General features: G+C 53.3%; 13 protein-coding genes and 2 tRNA genes. All 15 read right to left on the bottom strand.

Annotated elements, in window-relative coordinates; all coding sequences use genetic code 11:
- Positions 1-10: 10 nt before the first annotated feature.
- Positions 11-1,231, bottom strand: a complete 1,221-nt coding sequence (locus BU251_RS04705) for an aspartate kinase (RefSeq protein ID WP_128699740.1) — start codon at positions 1,229-1,231, stop codon at positions 11-13.
- Positions 1,228-2,835: a carbon starvation CstA family protein gene (locus BU251_RS04710; RefSeq protein WP_128699741.1), complete on the bottom strand. Its 1,608-nt coding sequence runs from the start codon at positions 2,833-2,835 to the stop codon at positions 1,228-1,230. The genes BU251_RS04705 and BU251_RS04710 overlap by 4 nt, the downstream gene beginning before the upstream one ends.
- Positions 2,832-4,025 carry a cofactor-independent phosphoglycerate mutase gene (locus tag BU251_RS04715; protein WP_128699742.1) on the bottom strand — a complete coding sequence of 398 codons (1,194 nt, stop codon included), beginning with the start codon at positions 4,023-4,025 and terminating at the stop codon, positions 2,832-2,834. The genes BU251_RS04710 and BU251_RS04715 overlap by 4 nt, the downstream gene beginning before the upstream one ends.
- 189 nt (positions 4,026-4,214) lie before the next feature.
- A complete protein-coding gene (locus BU251_RS04720) occupies positions 4,215-4,862 on the bottom strand; it encodes a phosphopantothenoylcysteine decarboxylase domain-containing protein (RefSeq protein WP_128699743.1) in 648 nt (215 codons plus the stop codon).
- Entirely contained in the window at positions 4,859-5,932 is a 1,074-nt protein-coding gene (thrC, locus tag BU251_RS04725) for a threonine synthase (RefSeq protein ID WP_128699744.1), read from the bottom strand. The genes BU251_RS04720 and thrC overlap by 4 nt, the downstream gene beginning before the upstream one ends.
- 8 nt (positions 5,933-5,940) lie before the next feature.
- Positions 5,941-7,227 carry a homoserine dehydrogenase gene (locus BU251_RS04730; protein ID WP_128699745.1) on the bottom strand — a complete coding sequence of 429 codons (1,287 nt, stop codon included), beginning with the start codon at positions 7,225-7,227 and terminating at the stop codon, positions 5,941-5,943.
- Positions 7,228-7,406: 179 nt separating this feature from the next.
- A complete protein-coding gene (locus BU251_RS04735) occupies positions 7,407-7,811 on the bottom strand; it encodes a DoxX family protein (protein ID WP_128699746.1) in 405 nt (134 codons plus the stop codon).
- 301 nt (positions 7,812-8,112) lie between these two features.
- Positions 8,113-8,186 (bottom strand) — tRNA-Pro (locus BU251_RS04740).
- Between the two features lie 642 nt (positions 8,187-8,828).
- Positions 8,829-9,830 (bottom strand): NAD(P)H-dependent glycerol-3-phosphate dehydrogenase, encoded by a 1,002-nt coding sequence (locus BU251_RS04745; protein WP_128699747.1) that lies wholly within the window; start codon positions 9,828-9,830, stop codon positions 8,829-8,831.
- 131 nt (positions 9,831-9,961) lie between these two features.
- Positions 9,962-12,010 carry a patatin-like phospholipase family protein gene (locus BU251_RS04750; RefSeq protein ID WP_128699748.1) on the bottom strand — a complete coding sequence of 683 codons (2,049 nt, stop codon included), beginning with the start codon at positions 12,008-12,010 and terminating at the stop codon, positions 9,962-9,964.
- Positions 12,011-12,109: 99 nt separating this feature from the next.
- Positions 12,110-12,862 (bottom strand): thymidylate synthase, encoded by a 753-nt coding sequence (locus tag BU251_RS04755; protein ID WP_128699749.1) that lies wholly within the window; start codon positions 12,860-12,862, stop codon positions 12,110-12,112.
- A 16-nt stretch (positions 12,863-12,878) separates the two neighbouring features.
- Positions 12,879-13,256: a response regulator gene (locus tag BU251_RS04760; protein ID WP_128699750.1), complete on the bottom strand. Its 378-nt coding sequence runs from the start codon at positions 13,254-13,256 to the stop codon at positions 12,879-12,881.
- A 4-nt stretch (positions 13,257-13,260) separates the two neighbouring features.
- Complete coding sequence (locus BU251_RS04765; protein ID WP_128699751.1) at positions 13,261-13,650, bottom strand: response regulator transcription factor; 390 nt, start codon at positions 13,648-13,650, stop codon at positions 13,261-13,263.
- Positions 13,651-13,653: 3 nt separating this feature from the next.
- Entirely contained in the window at positions 13,654-18,129 is a 4,476-nt protein-coding gene (locus tag BU251_RS04770; protein WP_128699752.1) for a PAS domain S-box protein, read from the bottom strand.
- Positions 18,130-18,696: 567 nt separating this feature from the next.
- Positions 18,697-18,767: transfer RNA gene (locus BU251_RS04775), tRNA-Gly, on the bottom strand.
- Positions 18,768-18,964 lie beyond the last annotated feature (197 nt).

An 18,964-nucleotide genomic window follows, 5' to 3' on the forward strand; every position in this document is an offset into this window, starting at 1 on the left:
GCCTCTCTGGTCATGCCTGCTTGCCCAGACCGAATTTCGCATGAATGGACCTGACGGCTTTTTCCGCATCCTTCTTTCTGATGATACAGGAAATACTGATCTCCGACGTTGTGATCATGCCGATATTGATCTTCTTCTGCGCCAACGCCTCAAACATGCCGGCGGCGACCCCCGAGTGCGTCTTCATGCCGACACCCACGATCGACACCCTGGCGATATCCTTATCTTCCAACACCTTGCCCGCATGAATCTTCGAAGCGAATTTCTCCATCACCTTTTTGGTCTTTGCCAGATCAGCGAGCGAGACGGTAAAAGAAACATCCGTAAAGCCCGTGCGGGAGACGTTCTGGACGATCGTATCGACGTTGATCCCTTCGCGGGACAATTCGCGAAAGAGCTTGGCTGCAATCCCCGGCTTATCCGGGACATCGCACACGGTCACCTTGGCTTCGTTCTTATTCAACGTGACGCCGCTGATAACAAAATCTTCCATTTTATCCGCCTCCTTTAAAATGAGCGTCCCCTCCGCCGCGTTGAAACTGGATCTCACATGAATGGGGATATCGAATTTTTTAGCCACCTCAATGGAACGCGCCTGCATGACCTGCGCCCCCAGCGATGCCATCTCCAGCATCTCGTCATAGGTGATCTGTTTGAGCTTGCGCGCTTCAGGCACGATCCTGGGATCTGTCGTATAGACCCCTTCCACGTCCGTGTAGATCTCGCACGTCTTGGCACCTATGGCCTTGGCCAGGGCTACGGCCGTCAAGTCTGACCCTCCGCGGCCCAGCGTCGTGATATCCTGGTCCTGAGTCACCCCCTGGAAGCCGGCCACGATGACGATCTTGCCTTCCTGGAGGGCCCTGCGGATGCGTCCTGCACTGATATCGACGATCTTGGCCTTGGTGTGTGTCTTGTCCGTCACGATGCCGACTTGCCCGCCCGTAAAAGAAATCGCATCGTAACCCAGCTCTTCGATCGCCATGGCCAAAAGCGAACAACTGATCTGTTCGCCGGTCGACAAAAGCATATCCATCTCCCTGGCAGGCGGCTCGCTTGTGATCTGGCCGGCCAGCTCGATCAATTCGTCTGTCGTATCGCCGAGCGCGGAAACGACCACGACCAGCTTCCAGCCCTTTGCCCTGTAGGAAACGACGCGGCGCGCCACATTTTTGATGCGGTCGACATTAGCAACAGAGCTCCCTCCGAATTTTTGAACAAGAACTTTCATCGCTTCTGACCCCTTTTGTTCCTGAAGAACGCCCGATAGACTTCTCCAACCATAACCAACGCCAATATCAAAAGGACAACACTCAATCCTGCCAAAAGATACTGCCCGCTTCTAAGATACGACAAATATTGGATCCCCAGGGCCGCCACCGTCGTCAGAAACATAAAAATAGCCGGCACAAGCGTATAACCTGTCGGCTTCTTCTTCATCAAAAACCAAAGGCTGGCGACAAATAACGCCAGCGCCGCCACAAGCTGATTGGACGCTCCGAAAATAGGCCATATCCGGCTCCAGGCCCCGGAAAACGCCAAAATGCCGGCAACGGCGACAACGATCAACGTCGAAACAAACCTGTTCGACAATCCCGTCAATTCCTGGGTAATATACCGGCAAACGCGTGTCGCCGTGTCCAGCGTCGTCAATATGAACGCATTCAAGATCATCACGGCGATATAGAGGCCGTAGTCCCCGAAGAAAACGCGCGTCAAACCGGTATACCCGGTCCCAAACAGACAGATGGGTCCCTGGTCTTTGAACAATAAACAAAGATCTTGCTGGGTCTTTCCAGGGATGCCGCTGACAACGGCCAAAACAGCGATCAAGGCCACCAGCCCCTCGGCCACCATGGCGCCATAGCCGATTTTCCTGCCATGGCGTTCGCTGGCCAGCTGTTTTGATGTCGTGCCGCTGGCGATAATCGCATGGAAGCCGGAAATTGCGCCGCAGGCGATCGTCACGCACATCATCGGCCACAACGCCCCCTGGGACGTCTGCCAGGAAATAAAAGCCGGCTGCGTGATGACCGGCCGCGAGACCACCAGTCCCAGAAGCCCCATCCCCGCGCCGAAAAGCAAAAGAAAACTGCACAAATAATCGCGCGGCTGCAGAAGGATATTGACCGGCGTGACGGACGCCGCAAAACAATAAACCAACAAAACTATCAGCCAAACAACATAGGCTTGGCCGCCGACATCAATGGGAACATATTTCCCGAGAAATAATAAGCCAGCCAAAAACAACAGGCCCAACACCGTCGAAAACGTCAAATTCGCCTTGCGGACATACATGAGATAACCCGTCAAAATAGCGACCGGGATAAGACCAAGGGACGACAAGACGATCTTCTTCTCTGCAATGAATGTCTTGGCGCACAGATCCGCAAACACGGCGATCACAAGGATCAGAGTCAACCATACAAAGACAGAGAATATCAGGCGCGCTTTGCGCGAGACGACCGTTGCCGAAACTTCAGCCACGGAAGCCCCTTCTTCGCGCACGGAGATCATGAGCGCCGCAAAATCATGCACTCCGCCCACAAGGACCGTTCCCAGGACGATCCAAACGACCGACGGAAACCAGCCCCACCAGATACACCCGATCACAGGGCCGATGATCGGACCGGCGCCGGCAATGGAAGAAAAATGGTGGCCGAACAGAACAAGCCAGTTTTTGGCAGGAACATAATCCACGCCGTCGAACTTTTTGACGGCGGGCGTCTCCCTTCGGGGGTCGATAGGAAAAAGCCCTGCAATGCGGCCGCCGTATACAAAATACCCCAGCGCAAAAACCGCCAGACATCCGAGCAAAACAACCAAAGAACTCATTTTAAGAATACTTCCATCAGTTGATGGCCCTCGAAATGAACCTCGCTCTTGCGGGCCTCTTCCTCCGTGAACCTCTCAAAACCGTTTTTGGCGATCCCCTGACCCATCATCGTCATGCACACCCGATCTGCGACGTGCTTGCGCAGCTCGACGGGTGTCGCATGATCCGGCAAAACCATCAGACGCCAACCATTCCCGGAGGATTTGAAATGATCCAGAATCGTCCCCACGACCAATTTATCGAACCGCTCGATACAGGCGATCTTGTTACGCAGATCGCCGTTGTGGCCCGCCTCGTCGGTGGCCTCCACGTGGATAAAAACAAAATCCAGGCGCTCCAGGGCTTTTAGACCTGCTTCAGCTTTCCCCGTATAATTCGTATCGTAGTAGCCCGTCGCCCCCTCCACGTTGATCACCTCAAGGCCGATCAGCTTACCGATCCCCTTGATAAGATCAACGGCTGAGATCACCGCGCCGGTCACGCCGTACTTCTGGCGGAACAGAGGCATCTGGCTCTTTTGCCCCTGCCCCCATAACCAGATCATGTTGGCCGGGTTCTCGTGCAAGTCAAGCCTCACCCTGTTGATCTCATGACGCGAAAGGACGTCTTTGGACTTCTCCATCAGCTCGAGAAGGACTTGCGCGCCCTTGCCTTTCGGTATGTGCCTGCGGATGGGCTCGCCCAGGATATCATGAGGAGGTGCGCATAGGCACCGGCTCAATTCTTCCACGGGATATCCCCGAAGCACGGCCAAATGTCTGTAGCTGACGCCCGGATAAAACCTGACGGCATCGGAACCCAACCCCCTGTTCAACTCCTGGATAAGGACGGAGGCCTCGTGAGTAGAGATATGCCCCGCACTGTAATCGGCCATCTTTTCGTCGGCAATCGTCACGAGATTGCAGCGGAAGGCGACATCCTGCGCCGTTAAATCGACGCCGAGATGGGCGGCTTCCAGCGGAGCGCGCCCGGAATAGAACTCCCTAGGATCATAGCCGATGATGGAAAGATTGGCGACATCCGAGGCAGGGGCCATGCGGTCAGGAATGGTCGTCACCTGGGCAAGGAGCCCGTTCTTGACGACATAATCCATGTTCGGCGTCTCCGCCACTTCCAGCGGAGTCTTGCCGCCTAATTTTTCGACGGGATAATCAGCCATCCCGTCCGGGACAAGCACGATATATTTCATCAGCGATCCTGCAAAGACAGATCCTGTGCCGGACGTCAAGGTTCCGGTGCAGTCAACCCATATTCCCTGGCCTTGCCCTTGGCCTGCCCTTCGGGCAAGGCCAGGGGCAAGGCCGGGGCTTGTTTCTGGTTACTCTAAGCGGCACAACACTCTTGCGCCCTAAAGGGCGGAGCTTTAGGCCGCGCAGAGTCATGCCATCTTCTCTTTTAAAATCTTGAACAACGACGCCGCCAGCGCCTGCTTGGACGCGGACTTAGCCAGGATGTTCTTTGAGCCGAGGATAAACCCCCTGTAATGGCCGCCCTCAAACCTGTTGGCGATGACAAGATCTGCCGACGCCTTTTTCATCGCCTCCAGAGACCTCTTGAGCAAGACAGCGTCCGTCACCTTTCCTTCCAGCTTGAACATGACAAGAAAAGCCTTCGGGTTCAGGCGCCTCATCACATCGATCAGCTTCGGGGCAGAGGTCAGGCGTAAAATCAATTGGGGGTTCGCCGACGATATCTTCCCCGGCACCGGTTTAAGCAGATAATCACTCACCGCCGCCGCATGCAGGATGATGTCATATTGTCTGCGCGCCAGCGTCGCCGAAACATGCCTCAAAAGCTCATCGAAATATTTGAAACGTTCCACGCGCACGCCCTTCAGCGGATCGCGGTAAGTGACAGGCCCCAGGATCACATCAACATCCATGCCGCAGGCCTGCGCCTCTTTAGCCAAAAGCGTCCCCATTTCTCCCGACGAGGTATTGCTGATCACGCGCACATCATCGATAGGCACCCACGTCGGCCCGGCCGTGATAAGGATCTTTTTTCCGGCCAAAGCATGCCCCTTCATCGCGAAAACCCCATTTCTTTCAGGATCGCTTTCAGATCTGCCTTCAGGACTTTCGGTTTTTTGATGGAAGCAATGGCCCGGTCAGGATCTTTAAGACCGTGGCCCGTCAAGATACACACAACAGCCGCCTCGCGCCCTGTAACGCCCTCCTGGCGAAAATACCCGGACCGGGACAGCTTCAAGATACCGGCGACAGACGCCGCAGATGCCGGCTCCACAAAAACACCTTCCTTGCCCGCCAAAAGCTTGTAAGCCGAAAGAATCTCACGGTCCGTCACGGTATCGATGAGTCCGCCGGACTCGTCCCGCGCTGCGACCGCCTGTTTCCAGCTGGCGGGATCGCCGATCTTGATGGCTGTTGCGATCGTCTTGGGATGCTTGACGGGCTTGCCTTTAACAATAGGGGCCGCGCCCGAGGCCTGAAAACCCAGCATCTTCGGCAAGGTAGCGGTCTTGCCTTTGGCATGATATTCCTTATACCCCTTCCAGTAAGCCGTAATATTCCCGGCGTTCCCGACAGGGATGGCGTGATACGCAGGCGCCTCCCCCAGGTCATCGCAGATCTCAAAAGATCCGGTCTTCTGACCTTCGATACGGTAGGGATTGACGGAATTCACGAGCGTTATGGGATATTTGGATGCGATCTCGCGCACAAGCCTCAGGGCATCGTCAAAATTTCCCTTGATCGCCAGGACTTTCGCGCCATGGATGAGCGCCTGGGCCAATTTGCCCATGGCAATGGCGCCCTCGGGGATAAGCACAACGCATTTCATTCCTGCGCGGGCGGCGTAGGCCGCGGCAGAAGCTGACGTATTACCCGTCGAAGCGCAGATGACGACCTCCGAGCCCTCCTCTTTCGCCTTGGAAATCGCCATGGTCATTCCCCGGTCCTTAAAAGAACCTGTGGGGTTCAACCCTTCATATTTGAGGAACACCCGGCATCCCGTCGCCCGGCTCAAGACGACAGAATAGATAAGCGGGGTATCGCCTTCAAGAAGTGAAACAACGGGCGTCCTGTCCGTCACAGGCAGGAATTCCCTGTATTTTTGGATCAATCCCTGATATGCCATAGGTCCGCCTAAAAACCTTCCATATGGATCTTGACGGTCTTGCCTTTGACGATCGCCAGCCGATCGATATTCTCAAGGGCCTTGCGCAAATTCTTCTCAAGAACATTGTGCGTGATCATGACGACGGGGACGAACTTCGCCCGCTTGCGCTCTTTCTGGCTGACTTGAGCAATGCCGATATGGTTCTTACCCAGGACGCCGGAAATCCTAGCCAGGATACCGGGTTTATCAATGGCCATAAAACGCAGATAATAACGGCTCTGGATCTCATCGACGCGCCGGATGCGGCTGACGCGCGCTGCCGCCTTCGCCTTCCGTCTGCCTTCCTCCAGCGCATCGCGGCCAAGATCGACGATGTCGCTGATGACGGCGGAAGTCGTCGCAGATTGTCCGGCGCCTCTGCCGTAAAACAGCATATCGCCGACCATATCGCCCTTCAGCAAAATCGCGTTAAAGACACCGTTCACGACCGCCAGAGGATGCGACTTCGGCAAAAGGGTCGGATGGACCCTCGCCTCGAGACTTTCATGGTCCTTCTTGGCGATAGCCATGGGTTTAATGACAAGCCCCATCTCCCCCGCATAGCGCACATCCATCTCGGAGATGCCGGAGATGCCTTCCCGTATGACGGCATCCAGAGGGACCAATTTGGAAAATAAAAGATAGCAGAGGATGACCAGCTTGTGCGCCGCGTCGATCCCTTCAATATCAAGCCGCGACTGGCGTTCCGCATAACCTTTTTTCTTGGCCAGACTCAGCGCCTCTGCGAAGCTCAAAGACTCCTGCGACATCTTGGACAAGAGGTAATTGGATGTCCCATTGATGATGCCGTAAAGCGAATCGATGCGGTTGGCGACCAGGCCTTCTTTGAGCGCCTTGATGATCGGGATGCCGCCGCAGACGGATGCCTCAAACTTGAGCTGCCTGCCGGACTTCGCCGCAACCGAAAGGATATCTTCGATATCGCTGGCCAACAATGCCTTGTTGGCTGTCACCACATGTTTCTTGTGTTTCAGGGCCTGAAGGATCAATTCCCTGGCCGGATGCTGGCCGCCGATCAATTCAACGACGCAATCGATCTTTTCGTTTTTGATGATATCCTGGGGATTTATCGTAAACAAAGACGGGGGCAAACCGAGCTGGGCGCCTCTTGAACGCCGCACATCGCAGGCCATAGCCAAATGCATGTCCACGCCGCTGCGCTCCGCAATAAGCCCTCTTTTGTCTCTCAAGGCCTTAACGACCCCGGACCCGATGGTCCCCAACCCGATCACTCCGACGCTGATTCTCTTCACGTGTCACCCGTTTTTTAGCTGGAACACCCACGGACTCGCCCTGGTCTCAAGGCCAAGGGCAGGTCCATGAGCGCTTTTTGTTTCCACGATCTGCCCTGACTGAAAGTCAGGGGCGACCGTGGGATGGCATCCCCGTTCCGCCATGGTTTTGTCTTGTAGACAAAACCATGGTATAGGGATTAAAAATGACCGAGCACATACCGGCCGGGCCCTATGAACATGAATCCCAGAAAAACAATCCCGTCCTCAATGGCATGAGAGGCGATCTTTAACCCATCGCCATGACGGAAATGCATCGCCGCCGCCACGACCATCACCAGAAAAAGAAAAAGACAGGCCGGCCGAAACAAAATACCCGTCAAAACACAAAATCCTCCGAAAACCATCACAGCCGCGGCCAGGAATCCCCAAAAAACAAAACCGAAACGGATCCCGACGGCAGATATCGCCTGTCCCACGCCTTCCCAAGAAACCGGACCGCCCACAAGTTTCGGCCAACCGTAATAGACGAACATACATCCGAAGACAAGACGAATAACCAACAAGCCCGCGTCTGCATGCATTGACAATTCGCTCCAGACCATGGCTGCCTCCTATGCGCGCCTAACACTCGTTCAAGCACTCGACCATTTTTTCCTTATCGGAAAACACTGTGGTGGTCGGCACTTGTTCGGCCTGCTCGCCTTATCGGCTCGCCGCGGCCTCACAAGCACTCGACCATTTTTTCCTTATCGGAAAAAATGGTCGGGGAGAGCGGATTCGAACCGCTGGCCCCTTGTTCATGACGGCACACAACATCCCGCAAAAACTCATCCGAACTACCAACACAACATAACTCTGCTAAAGGCTGCTGCTGGCATAATCCCGTGATACAAAAATTAATAGTCGGGGCGAGCGGACTCGAACCGCTGACCCCTTGAACCCCATTCAAGTGCGCTACCAAACTGCGCTACGCCCCGGACTAATTTTTGTATCACGGGAAACCCCATTTCCCTCACCTTGAAAAGGTGAGGGATTTCCTAAATTTTTATATTGGGGTTGGTCACAAGTGCGCTACCAAACTGCGCTACTCCCCGGACATTTTTTCGCACGGGGAACCCCATTCCCCGCACCTCTTCACGAGGCGCGGGACTTCCAATATCATAAATCGAGAAAAATCGCAAGTGCGCTACCTCCGCCTGGTCTGGCGTCAGCCAAGCCAGGACAGATCCGCCTTCGGCGGAAAACTTGAGCCCTGCCCTATTCATAAGGTGAGGCGAAATCCGCCGACGCTTTGGTGGCGTCCTCCACTGAAGCTTCGGCGCCTGCCTGACGGTAGGCAGGGACGTCCGCCGAAGCAGTGGTGGCGGACGGACTGCGCCACTCCCCGATTTGCTGTAGCTATTTTCCCTGCAAATCGGCATCGAGCCCGCAATATCTTCTGGAATTAACGGACAAATGGCTGTCTGCAGCAAACCCCGTTAGAGAACTTTGTTCTTTAACAATCTGCTACGACGGTGGTTTTATACCACGGCCGGCTTCAATAGGAGATGGCCTCCGATTTCAATCGGCGGCTTTCTCTAACAGGGCAAACGACACACACGATACGATCTCAAAAATCCCTACGCCCCTTCGGACTTCTTCTTTCTTTCCATCAAATTCCTGACAGCCGTCCTCGGATGCGTGTGTTTAAAAAGAACATTGTATATTTCTTGCGATATCGGCATCGACACGCCAAACTTCCTGGCTAGGCCGCATGCGGACTTCGTCGTCAAGACCCCTTCCGCCACCATTTTCATAGAAGCAAGGATATGCTTGACAGACTCCCCCTTGCCGATACGCTCTCCGACGCTGTGATTGCGGCTTAACGGATTAAAACACGTCGTGACAAGGTCCCCCAGGCCTGCGATACCGGCAAAAGTGTCTCTCTTGGCGCCCATGGCCGCGCCCAGGCGCGAGATCTCGGCCAAACCGCGCGCGACGATCGCCGCCTTTGCATTCGTCCCGAAACCAAGCCCGTCGGAGATACCACAGGCGATGGCAATCACGTTTTTCAAGCTTCCGCCCAATTCCACGCCTACGGTATCCGGATTGGTGTATATCCTGAACGCCGGCGACATGAACAAATCCTGCGCCTTGCGCATTCCTTCGGCATCCGAAGACGACACGACGGCCGTTGAGGGAATGCCGCGGGCAACCTCTTGGGCGATCGTCGGGCCGGAAAGAACGACAATGCGCTTGCTGGCCCATACCTCCCGGATCACTTCCGTCATGCGCATAAGGGTATGGTCTTCGATACCCTTGATGACGCTGACAACAGGTGTCAGCGGCGCGACAAAATCCCTGCCGCGCATCAACACATTCCTGAGATATTTTGAAGGCACCGCCGCCACAACCAATCCGGCACCCTCAAGACACGAAATGTCCGCCGTGATATTCAGGCTCCGCGGGATCGGGATCCCCTGGAGGTAGCGTGGATTTGTCCTGTAACGGGCCAGATAAAGAGCGTAGTCCTTGAAAGGACTCCACAGAGTTACCGGAAATCCCTTTCGGCAGAGCAAAACAGAAAGAGTCGTACCCCACCCTCCATCTCCAAGAACAACGATCTTTCCGTTTTTTTTCATATTCTTAACAAAGGCTTTACCTGTTCATTTTAAAATAGTTACGTCAAGCGACCGTGAGCGTATTTGAAATAAATATTTTACCTAAAGTGCTCTATAATGTCAACATATTCGTACTTATGGGGCTGACTCGGCTATTCGGTCCGCAAGACCAAGGATCGGATCTGGGGGAGACAACGGCGTGCTTCCTGCCGGCCCCGGCTGATAAGCTCTTCAGCATGCTCAAAACAAGACCATGAGATGCCGGTCATATCCGGATGGAGGACCACGTCAGACTGGCCGAGGGAACTCACCTGGGCCAAAAGATACTCCATGGATTGCACGGTCGAAACGATGATACCGAAGATATTGGGATCCAGCCATTCGTGAAAACGGTCCCTAAAATAAAACCACGGGTAACGCCAAAGCCCTTGTTTATTGAAATCCGGCCTCACCCGTTTTTTCTGCAACAGATCATAGGTCCTCTCGATCTCTTCGGGGCTTGGCAGGACATTGACGGCGACGATTTTTTTTGCGCCCGCCTCCACCAGAACATCCGTCGGCAAAGGATTGATGATGCCCCCGTCAATGTAAAACCTCCCCGCTACGGCATGAGGCGCAAAGACACCGGGGATGGAAATGCTGGCCATGATCGCATCGACGAGCCTGCCGGAGTCGAAAACTACCTGCCTCATCGAACGGCAATCGCAAGCCACAACCCTGAACGGCATTTTCAAATCATAGAATGTCTTATCGCCGAGGTATCTCTTCAAAAAAGACCTGACATGCCCGCCGCGGATGAGCCCCCGCAGAGGCATCATCAGGTCGTCGAAACCAAAAAGATAGGACTTCTTATTGTTCTTCAGGACGATGGTTTGGATCTCGCCGGCAGAATAACCCGCCGCCCAGAAAGCGCCAAACATGGCGCCGATGCTTGAGCCTGAAACCATGTCAACGGGAATACCTTCCTCTTCGATCACCTGCATGATACCGATGTGCGCCAAGCCCATTGCCGAACCGCTGCCGAGGGCCAGGCCCACGAGAACCTCGCCCATCTGCCTGGCGACCCTCCGGATCACGCGGCTATAGGGATCCAGAGGGTGCCCCGAAACAAGAAAAGGCCTGTCCATGTCCTGAGGAGGAAGCGTGGCATAAACAGGAAGATGAAAAACCGACTCCTCCATGCATACGGAAAGCTGCCTGCCTTTGCTATGAGCTTCCTTCCCTTCAACAATAAGAAGGCGCATTTTTTTTCTAAAGGAACTGTCGCACGATAAACCCGTCATATCCAGGAGCCGCGACATCTTTCGCAAGGCATCCGCGTGCGGGGCCATTACCAGATGGACGGCATCGGACTGCGCCAGGATCTTAAAAGCCTGGGGTCCGAAATCACAAGGAAGATGGACGAGGCAAAAGTGATAATCATTAACAAGCGTGGTCGCCAGAGAGATAAAAGCGGCCACATCCGTCGTCCCTGCGGCCTTCGCCTCAACGAATAAAACATCTATGCCGGCCTGTGAATGGAGGACAAATTCGAAAATTCTGGTGGGATGATAAACAAGATCTTTCGGCAAGATGCTTGCAGAAGGACCGAGCCCCAGGACGCCGCGGATCAAAGAATCCCCGCCGGAAAAATCGACAAGAACAACCTTCTTTGCAGTTTGTTCCTTGAGGCCTATCGCCAAATTCAGGGCATAAAGGGCCGTGTCGTTTTTCGTCAGGGCGTCGCCGAAAAAAGAAACGATGGTGCTTTCAAAGATGGATTTGGGATGCAGGTCGCGGCGTTTGAGCCTCCGCGACAACATCCGGCTCAAATCGATCGCCAGCCTCGGGATTCGATGGAGAATGGCTTTAAATTTATCGGCGGGAATACGGGCCATCACCGTATCATTGACGGCCCGCGCACTGACGGAATGAGGCTCGCCCGTCAACAGCGAGATAAAACCAAAATATTTACCCCGGTGGATATGCTCAAGCGTCTCGGGATGTCCGGCCTTCTCAACAAATACCTCCACCCTTCCGGAGATAATGCAATAAAAAGCATCGGGCGGATCCCCCTGGCGGTAAATCGTCTCACCCGATTTATAATCTGCGATCTCCAGGGCATCGAAAACCATGCGCCGCTCAAAAGGGTTCAGGCCCGAAAAAAGCGGGATGTGCCTGAAAATCAGTGCCTTGTCAAACAAAAGCGTCGGCTGTTCCATGGATTTCCGGTGGGCAATGGTTTTGATTTCATTCGCCTTCCCAGGATGAACGAAACGACCCGGCCTCGATCGAGACGCCGGCCCTGAAACGACGGGAAACTAAGCGATCACCCGATCGGTCTTCTTGGTACGGATCTTCGCCACCTCCCAGGAATAATCATAGAGGTGCAATCCCTTGGAAGCGGCGACAATCTCTCCGTCTTCGACGCCGATCATCTCGGCCATATACTGCTTCACCAATTGCAGACCGCCGAGGTTTGAAGGAAAACCGCCCCAGAGATCCCAGGAGCGAAAATAAAGAAAAAAATGAAGCTTGCGGTCCCTCACTTTTGTGTCGATCAGCCTCAGGCAAGGCGGATCCTGGAGCTTGATGTCCGACGGCATGCCGATCTCCATGACGGCCTGGTTGGTCCCAAAACCTTCTTGCCTGTACATCCTGATGACTTCATCAATCTGATTGACATGCAAGGGCAACTCCCGGACCATCTGACGGCCGTCCTTGTCTTCAGCGAAACGCACCTTGGGATCCACCAGCCTTTCGCCATAGGTATAGTCTTCCGTCTCGGTTTTCGCTCCGGTCAACAAATACGAAAGATATCCCTGGATGTAGTCCATGTCCGTCGGAGCCGGGATATTCAGGCCTTCAGGGATGATAGGAATGATTTGATGCGAAGGTTTGCGCACCCGAACGACAACGAAATCAAACTCCAGACGCTTGGAACCCTTGTAGCTGCCCCGTGTAATGGTATAGACCCGACCCTTGTCCAGAATAGCCGATAACGTCTGGAACCAGGCGTCGTCCAGGTCAAAAGCATCCACAAATACAGGAGAAAGGAATTGTTCCGTAGGCATCGCCTTTTGTTTATCTCTATCGCGGCCCGATCAACCGGTGGATCTCCTCCAAAAGCTCCTTCGGATCATAGGGCTTTGCCAGGAAAAAATTATGTCCGAGCTCATGGCCCTCTGTTTGCTCTTCCCTCTTGGTATAAAGACACGTCAGAAACAGGATCGGGATATCCTTGGTCTTGGCATCCTTCCTCAGGATGCCGGCGACTTCCGAACCGTCCATCCCCGGCATGGCGATATCCAGGATGATGAGGTCCGGAGTTTTTTTCTGGGCAAGGGCGACAGCTTCCTTTCCACAGGAAGCCTTGATGACCTCGTAACCCGCCTTGGCGAGACGCTCGCCAAGCAACTTCAGCACATCCGGCTCATCGTCGACAATCAGCAATTTTTGCTTGTCCATATCCTCATTCCTCCTCTTTCTTATTCAACGCCATGCGCAAGACGAAATTCAGTTTTTCCGGATCATACGGCTTTGTCAGGAAAAATTCCCCGCCGGCCTGCTTGCCCATTTCAATATCTTCTTTCTGGGCCAGAACGCTTAAAAAAACGACGGGGATCCCTTTCGTCGCATAATCCGATTTGAGCTTCTTGCAGACTTCGATACCGTTGAAATACGGCATCATGATATCAAGAATGATCAAATCCGGCTTCATGGATTTCGCCATCTCAATGCCCGTATAGCCGTCTTCTGCGACGATAACATCGAAACCGAAAGAAACGAGCCTGAATTTCAGCAAATTCCTCAAGCCCACTTCATCATCGATGATGAGGATCGTTTTCTTATCTTCTGCCATAATTTACCCGCGTGTTATGGGAAGAGTGAATTTAAAGGTTGATCCCTCTCCCAATGTGGACTCAACCCAAATACGGCCCCCCATGGCTTCTACCAGGTTGCGGGAAATGTAAAGCCCGAGCCCCGTCCCCCCGACCCGCCGCACAAGCGTGCTGTCGAGCTGAACGAATTTTCCGAAAAGGCGCGCAATCTCCTCCTGGGGAATCCCCACCCCTTCATCTTTGATGCTGAATTCTACGGAATCATGGACCTGCCGCACCGCCAGGACGATCCTGCTGCGCTCCCGCGTAAATTTAATGGCATTGTTCAAGAGATTCATCAATACCTGGATGAGCCTATCTTTGTCCGCCATCGCCGACGGCAGGTCTTTCTGGCAATCGGTGACAAACACCAGCCCCCGTTTTTCAATCTCGATCCTGACCAGACTGTATACCTGATCGATGACCTCGCAAATATTGCACGGGCTCATATGGACTTTGAGCAAGTTGGATTGGATCTTCGAGATATCGAGGATATCGCCGATCAGGCGGTTCAAACGGTTGATATTGGACAAGGCGATCTGAAGACACTCCTTCTGGTTCCTGTTGATCTTTCCCTGGGTGCCGTCGGCGACGATCTCGACCCCCTCCTTGATGGCCGACAAAGGCGTCCTGAGCTCGTGGGAAACCATCGAGACAAATTCGGTCTTGATCTTCTCGATCTTTTTGCGTTCCGTAATGTCGCGAATATTGCATTGAATGATCTTGCGCTTTTCGACGAAATAGGTAGAGGCCCTGAATTCTGCCTCGATCTCCCTCCCCGTGCACGTCTTGAGCCTCACATCATCATACAAGACAGACATCTGTTCCTTGAGGGCCAAAAAGGCCCTGTCGTAAACCTGGGACTCGCGGAAAAAAGGAACAGCGTTGTAATGCAGGCCCATCAACTGGTCTCTTGTGCACTCCAGGATATGCAAAAGATACGGATTGGCGCTGATGATGTTTCCGCTCGAGGCGTCGATGATCAGTATGCCGTCCTGGGCCGATTCAAAAAGGTTCCTGAACATGAGTTCGGAGACCTGTAAAGCCCTCGTCCTCTCTTCGATCAAGTTCTCCAGGTCATGCGAATAACGCTTCAATTCATCTTCCAGGCGCTTGCGATCGGTCACGTCGTGAGAGATGTGGATGACCCCGATGATGCGCCCCTTTTCATCCTTCAGGGGCGAGAGGGTTACATCCACATAAGCCTCGCGGCCGTCGCGCATTTTATGGATATGCGTGGATTCGATCGTCCGGCCGTGCTTGGCGACCTCTTCAAACGAACAGGCCTCGCAGGCGGAACAAACGTGCCGGTAGACCTCTGAACACGGCTTACCGATGACATCTTCCTTGCGCATGCCCGCCTGCTCCATAAAATAACGGTTAACATCCAGGACGACCTTGGTGTTGCAGTCAAGCACGATCAGTGAATCGCTGATGGAATCGATGACATTGCGCGACAGGGCCCGCTCGAATTCCAGCATCTCGACCATGCTCTTGCGTTCCGTCATATCCAGCGTCAACTCCAGGACCTGCTCCACTTCCCCCCGCTCATTTTTGACCGGAGTGCAAATCAGGAGAAAATCTATGACCCGGCCGTCGGGGAAAACCGACCTCTCTTCACCCGTCTGCACCTGACCCGTCTCCATGGCCCTTCGCGAAGGACATGTCAGACAGACAGAATCACGAAGTTGATATACCTCGAAGCACTTGCGCCCCTGGATCGTGCCCAGTTTGCCGAACCACTTCTCCATAACCTGGTTGACCCAGACGATATTAAAATTCTTATCGATAAGCGACAGTCCCGCTCCGATAGAATCGGCAATCGTCTTGAGACGGCCGCGCTCTTCCGACAGGGAAGCTTCCAGGTGTTTTTGCTCCGTCACATCCTGGATGATGCCGTAAAAAACTTCCCCGTACCTTTCGTCATGCTTAACCACTGCAGTGACCGAGGCCCAGAAAAGACGTCCTTTAAGGGTCTTGCCGCGAAATTCGTAATTCTTTACGAAACCGTTCTTGAGCAACATATCGCTGAAACGCTTTCTTTCTGCGGGATCGGCATACAAAGTCTTCACAGAGATATTTTCCACGGAATCGGTCTCGAAAATTTTAAGCAGCGCCGGATTTGCCTCAAAAAACCTGCCATCGGGACCCGGCGTATTGATATAGACGCCTACGTTAAGACTCTCAACAAGGTCCCTGTATTTTTCCTGCGTCTCGAGCAGTTCCTTTTCAATCCTGCGGATCCCGCTCTTGTCGATACCGATCCCCAGAAAACCGACGAGCTCTCCCTTGTCGTTCCGTATGCCGGCAATGGTCAAATCGACAGGAAAGCGCGTGCCGTCTTTCTTGACCATGATCCATTCGCGCTGAAGAACACCGCCTTGCCGTACGACCTCTGTGATTACCTCGAAACCATGCAAATCCTTCCCTGTCTTTCTGCAGAATTCCTCCTCGAAAAGCCTCAAATCTGCGGGGTCATGAAGGACAAGGGGCGTCTTTCCCAAAATCTCTGAAGCGGTATATCCGAAGAGCTCTTGCGCCCCATCGTTCCACATCTGAAAAGCACCCGACAAGTTCGTAGCGCACATGGAAATTTGGCTGGCGCCATCCAGAAAAGACCTTAGCCTCGCATGGGCGTCCGCCAGTCTCTCTTCATAGCGCTTGTGGGTCGTGATATCTTGCGCCAAGCCCAGGACAAACAGGATATGCCCCTGCGGATCTTTCACCGGGAATACCGTCAGGGCGACGTCCAGTTCTTCGCCGTCCATGTTCTTTTGGGCCAGTTCACGGATGAGGGTATGCCCCTCGAACACCTCCATAATCTCACTTTCCAAAGAAACAACGCCCAGCACATCCGTCACCTTCCTGCTCCGGAGAGGATTTCTTTCATCAATGACATCGGCCTTGCGGTAACCGTAGAGTTTTTCGGCCCCTTGATTCCAAAAGATCAGACGCAGATCCCTGTCAAAGCCAAAGATGGCATTAGGCGAATTATTAAGGATGCCCCGAAACGTCTCCTCTGACCTCGCCAGCTCCCGCTGTGCTTCACGCAGACTTACGAGAGCCTTATCGAGGTTGTCTTTCTGGATCTGTAATTCAAGCCCTTTGAGCGCGAAGATGATCAAGAACGCATAACCAACCACCAGCAGGATGAGGAAACTAAAACATATGCCGATGACAAAAAGCCTGACGCGATACACTTCCCCTTGAAGCTTGGCAACGTCAATATCGACCCCCAAAAGGGCCAGGGCCTGATCGTCCTTATCAAGAACGGGGAAAAAAACCGTATAGGCGGGACGGCCGTCATTCCCCAGATAGGGCCCGACGAGCGTCGGTTTCTTTGAATAAAAAGAATCCGCAATCGCCTTCTGAGGGATTTGAGCGCCGAAGGACGGGACGACCTCGTGCGGAAAAACCTGGGGCGAGCTTCCGACGGCAAAAGAAAAACGGTCTTTTCCCGGCAGGATCAAATACAGCGCCTTCGTGTAGAGCGACAGCTCGGGCAGGTCCGACATGCGGTTATGCATTTTAAGATACTTCTTGTAAACGGATACGTCCTCCTCGGCAATGAACTGACGGACATCCAGTGTCCCGATAATATCCGCCAGGTTCCTGGCGTCCGTCAGGACAAGCTGCTTGAGGTGTTTTTTCTCGAACTTGTCAACAGATCCCATAAGCATGAATCCGCCGGCGAAGAAAACGAGATAGAAAAAGAGAAAACTGTACATGAGGACCTGGCGGCGCCTCCCTCTGACATTTCTGGATGGAAGATCAAGGACATAACGGGTGGCCTGATGGATCAAAAGAAAGGCGACAAGCATCGCCCCTAAAGCGCGTTGGAAAGCCGCCGGAACCAGAAAGGCATAATAAAAAGACGGTTGGCTCGCGGACAAAGCGGGAAGCGTGGCGATCTGGAGAGGCGCTAACGGCAAACAGTAAAAGAAAAAAGCAATGCCAATAAAACGGTAGCTCCAGCGTGAACTGGCTCTCTCCTGCCTCGAAGAATAAAGCAAAAACACGGCTCCTGCCGCAAAAGTCGCCGGCCCCCTCAATGTCACGGTGATAAATCCGTTTAATATCGAGGCGTTGCGGATAAAAAACAAACCGAGCACGAAAACGCCGAAAGGCAGGATATACAGCCATTTATTGATTTGTTTTCCGCTCAAAAGGACGTAGGAACTTCGGGAGAATTCCATGAGAAAAACGAAAGAAGCGACGAGCAGGATAAGACGCAAGCTGTTGAATAAAGATGGGTCCGCGTTAGATATGGCCAAGAGATCGAGCCATTTATTCAAAGCGCGCAAAAGAGCAAAAAATACGAAAAACAACCAGTTCAATGTCAATGCATGGTGCGATCTTTCGCGAATATAAAAAATAAAACCGGCGGACGCCAAAAGAAAAAATGCCGCGCCATAAAAGAAATAAAGATAGTCTAAGTTCTGCAGGAAAAATAGCTGCATGATGATCTGTCTGTTGTGCCTTGATCCAGCCTTCGGAAGAAGCCGGAGTGAAACAAAAAACTGCGGAGCCCCTCCGCAGTTAAATAATAATATTAATCCTTATGCATGATCAACCGCCATGACCTTTGAGAAGTTTTAAATAACTAAACGCGTAACCCTATGTTAACACAAACACTTAAGTGAGTCAATGGGGTGATCAAGGAAGGAAGATCTGGAGCGGGAGATGGTACGTAAAACTCGCCTCGGCCCGTAAAATATTCGTATTCCACAGGGCAAACCTTTACATCAACTTGTCCCGAATCAAAGTCAACCCATATTCCCCGGCCTTGCCCTCGGCCTCCGGCCATGTTTCGGGTACCTCTAAGCGGCCTCAACACTCTCCGCCCTAAAGGGCGGAGTTTTAGGCCGCGCAGAGTGAAATCCAAACGGGATCCCGTCACGTCTCCGTTCAATAGAGCGGGTGATCGGAATCCCCGCCTGCCGGCGGGCAGGGAACCGACGTAACCAGCTTGTCCCGCACCGAAATGTTACAATCAAACGGGATCCCGTCACGTGTCCGTTCAATAGAGCGGGTGATCGGAATCGAACCGACGTAACCAGCTTGGAAGGCTAGTGTTCTACCATTGAACTACACCCGCGAAATCTGAACATGACGGGAGAAGGCTAGGTCCTCCACAATGCGGAATGCGGAGACCTGCCCTTTCTGGGCTAGTATTCACCCACTGTTCCGACGCTCCGAAAAAACGGAGGTCGAAATCCCGACCCCGGACGCTTTTGGGCCGGGCGTCGGGAAACTACTCCCGCAATCAATCAAGAAACTCAAAATCAAACAGCG

This window comes from Candidatus Velamenicoccus archaeovorus, from assembly GCF_004102945.1.
GTDB lineage: Bacteria > Omnitrophota > Gorgyraeia > Velamenicoccales > Velamenicoccaceae > Velamenicoccus > Velamenicoccus archaeovorus.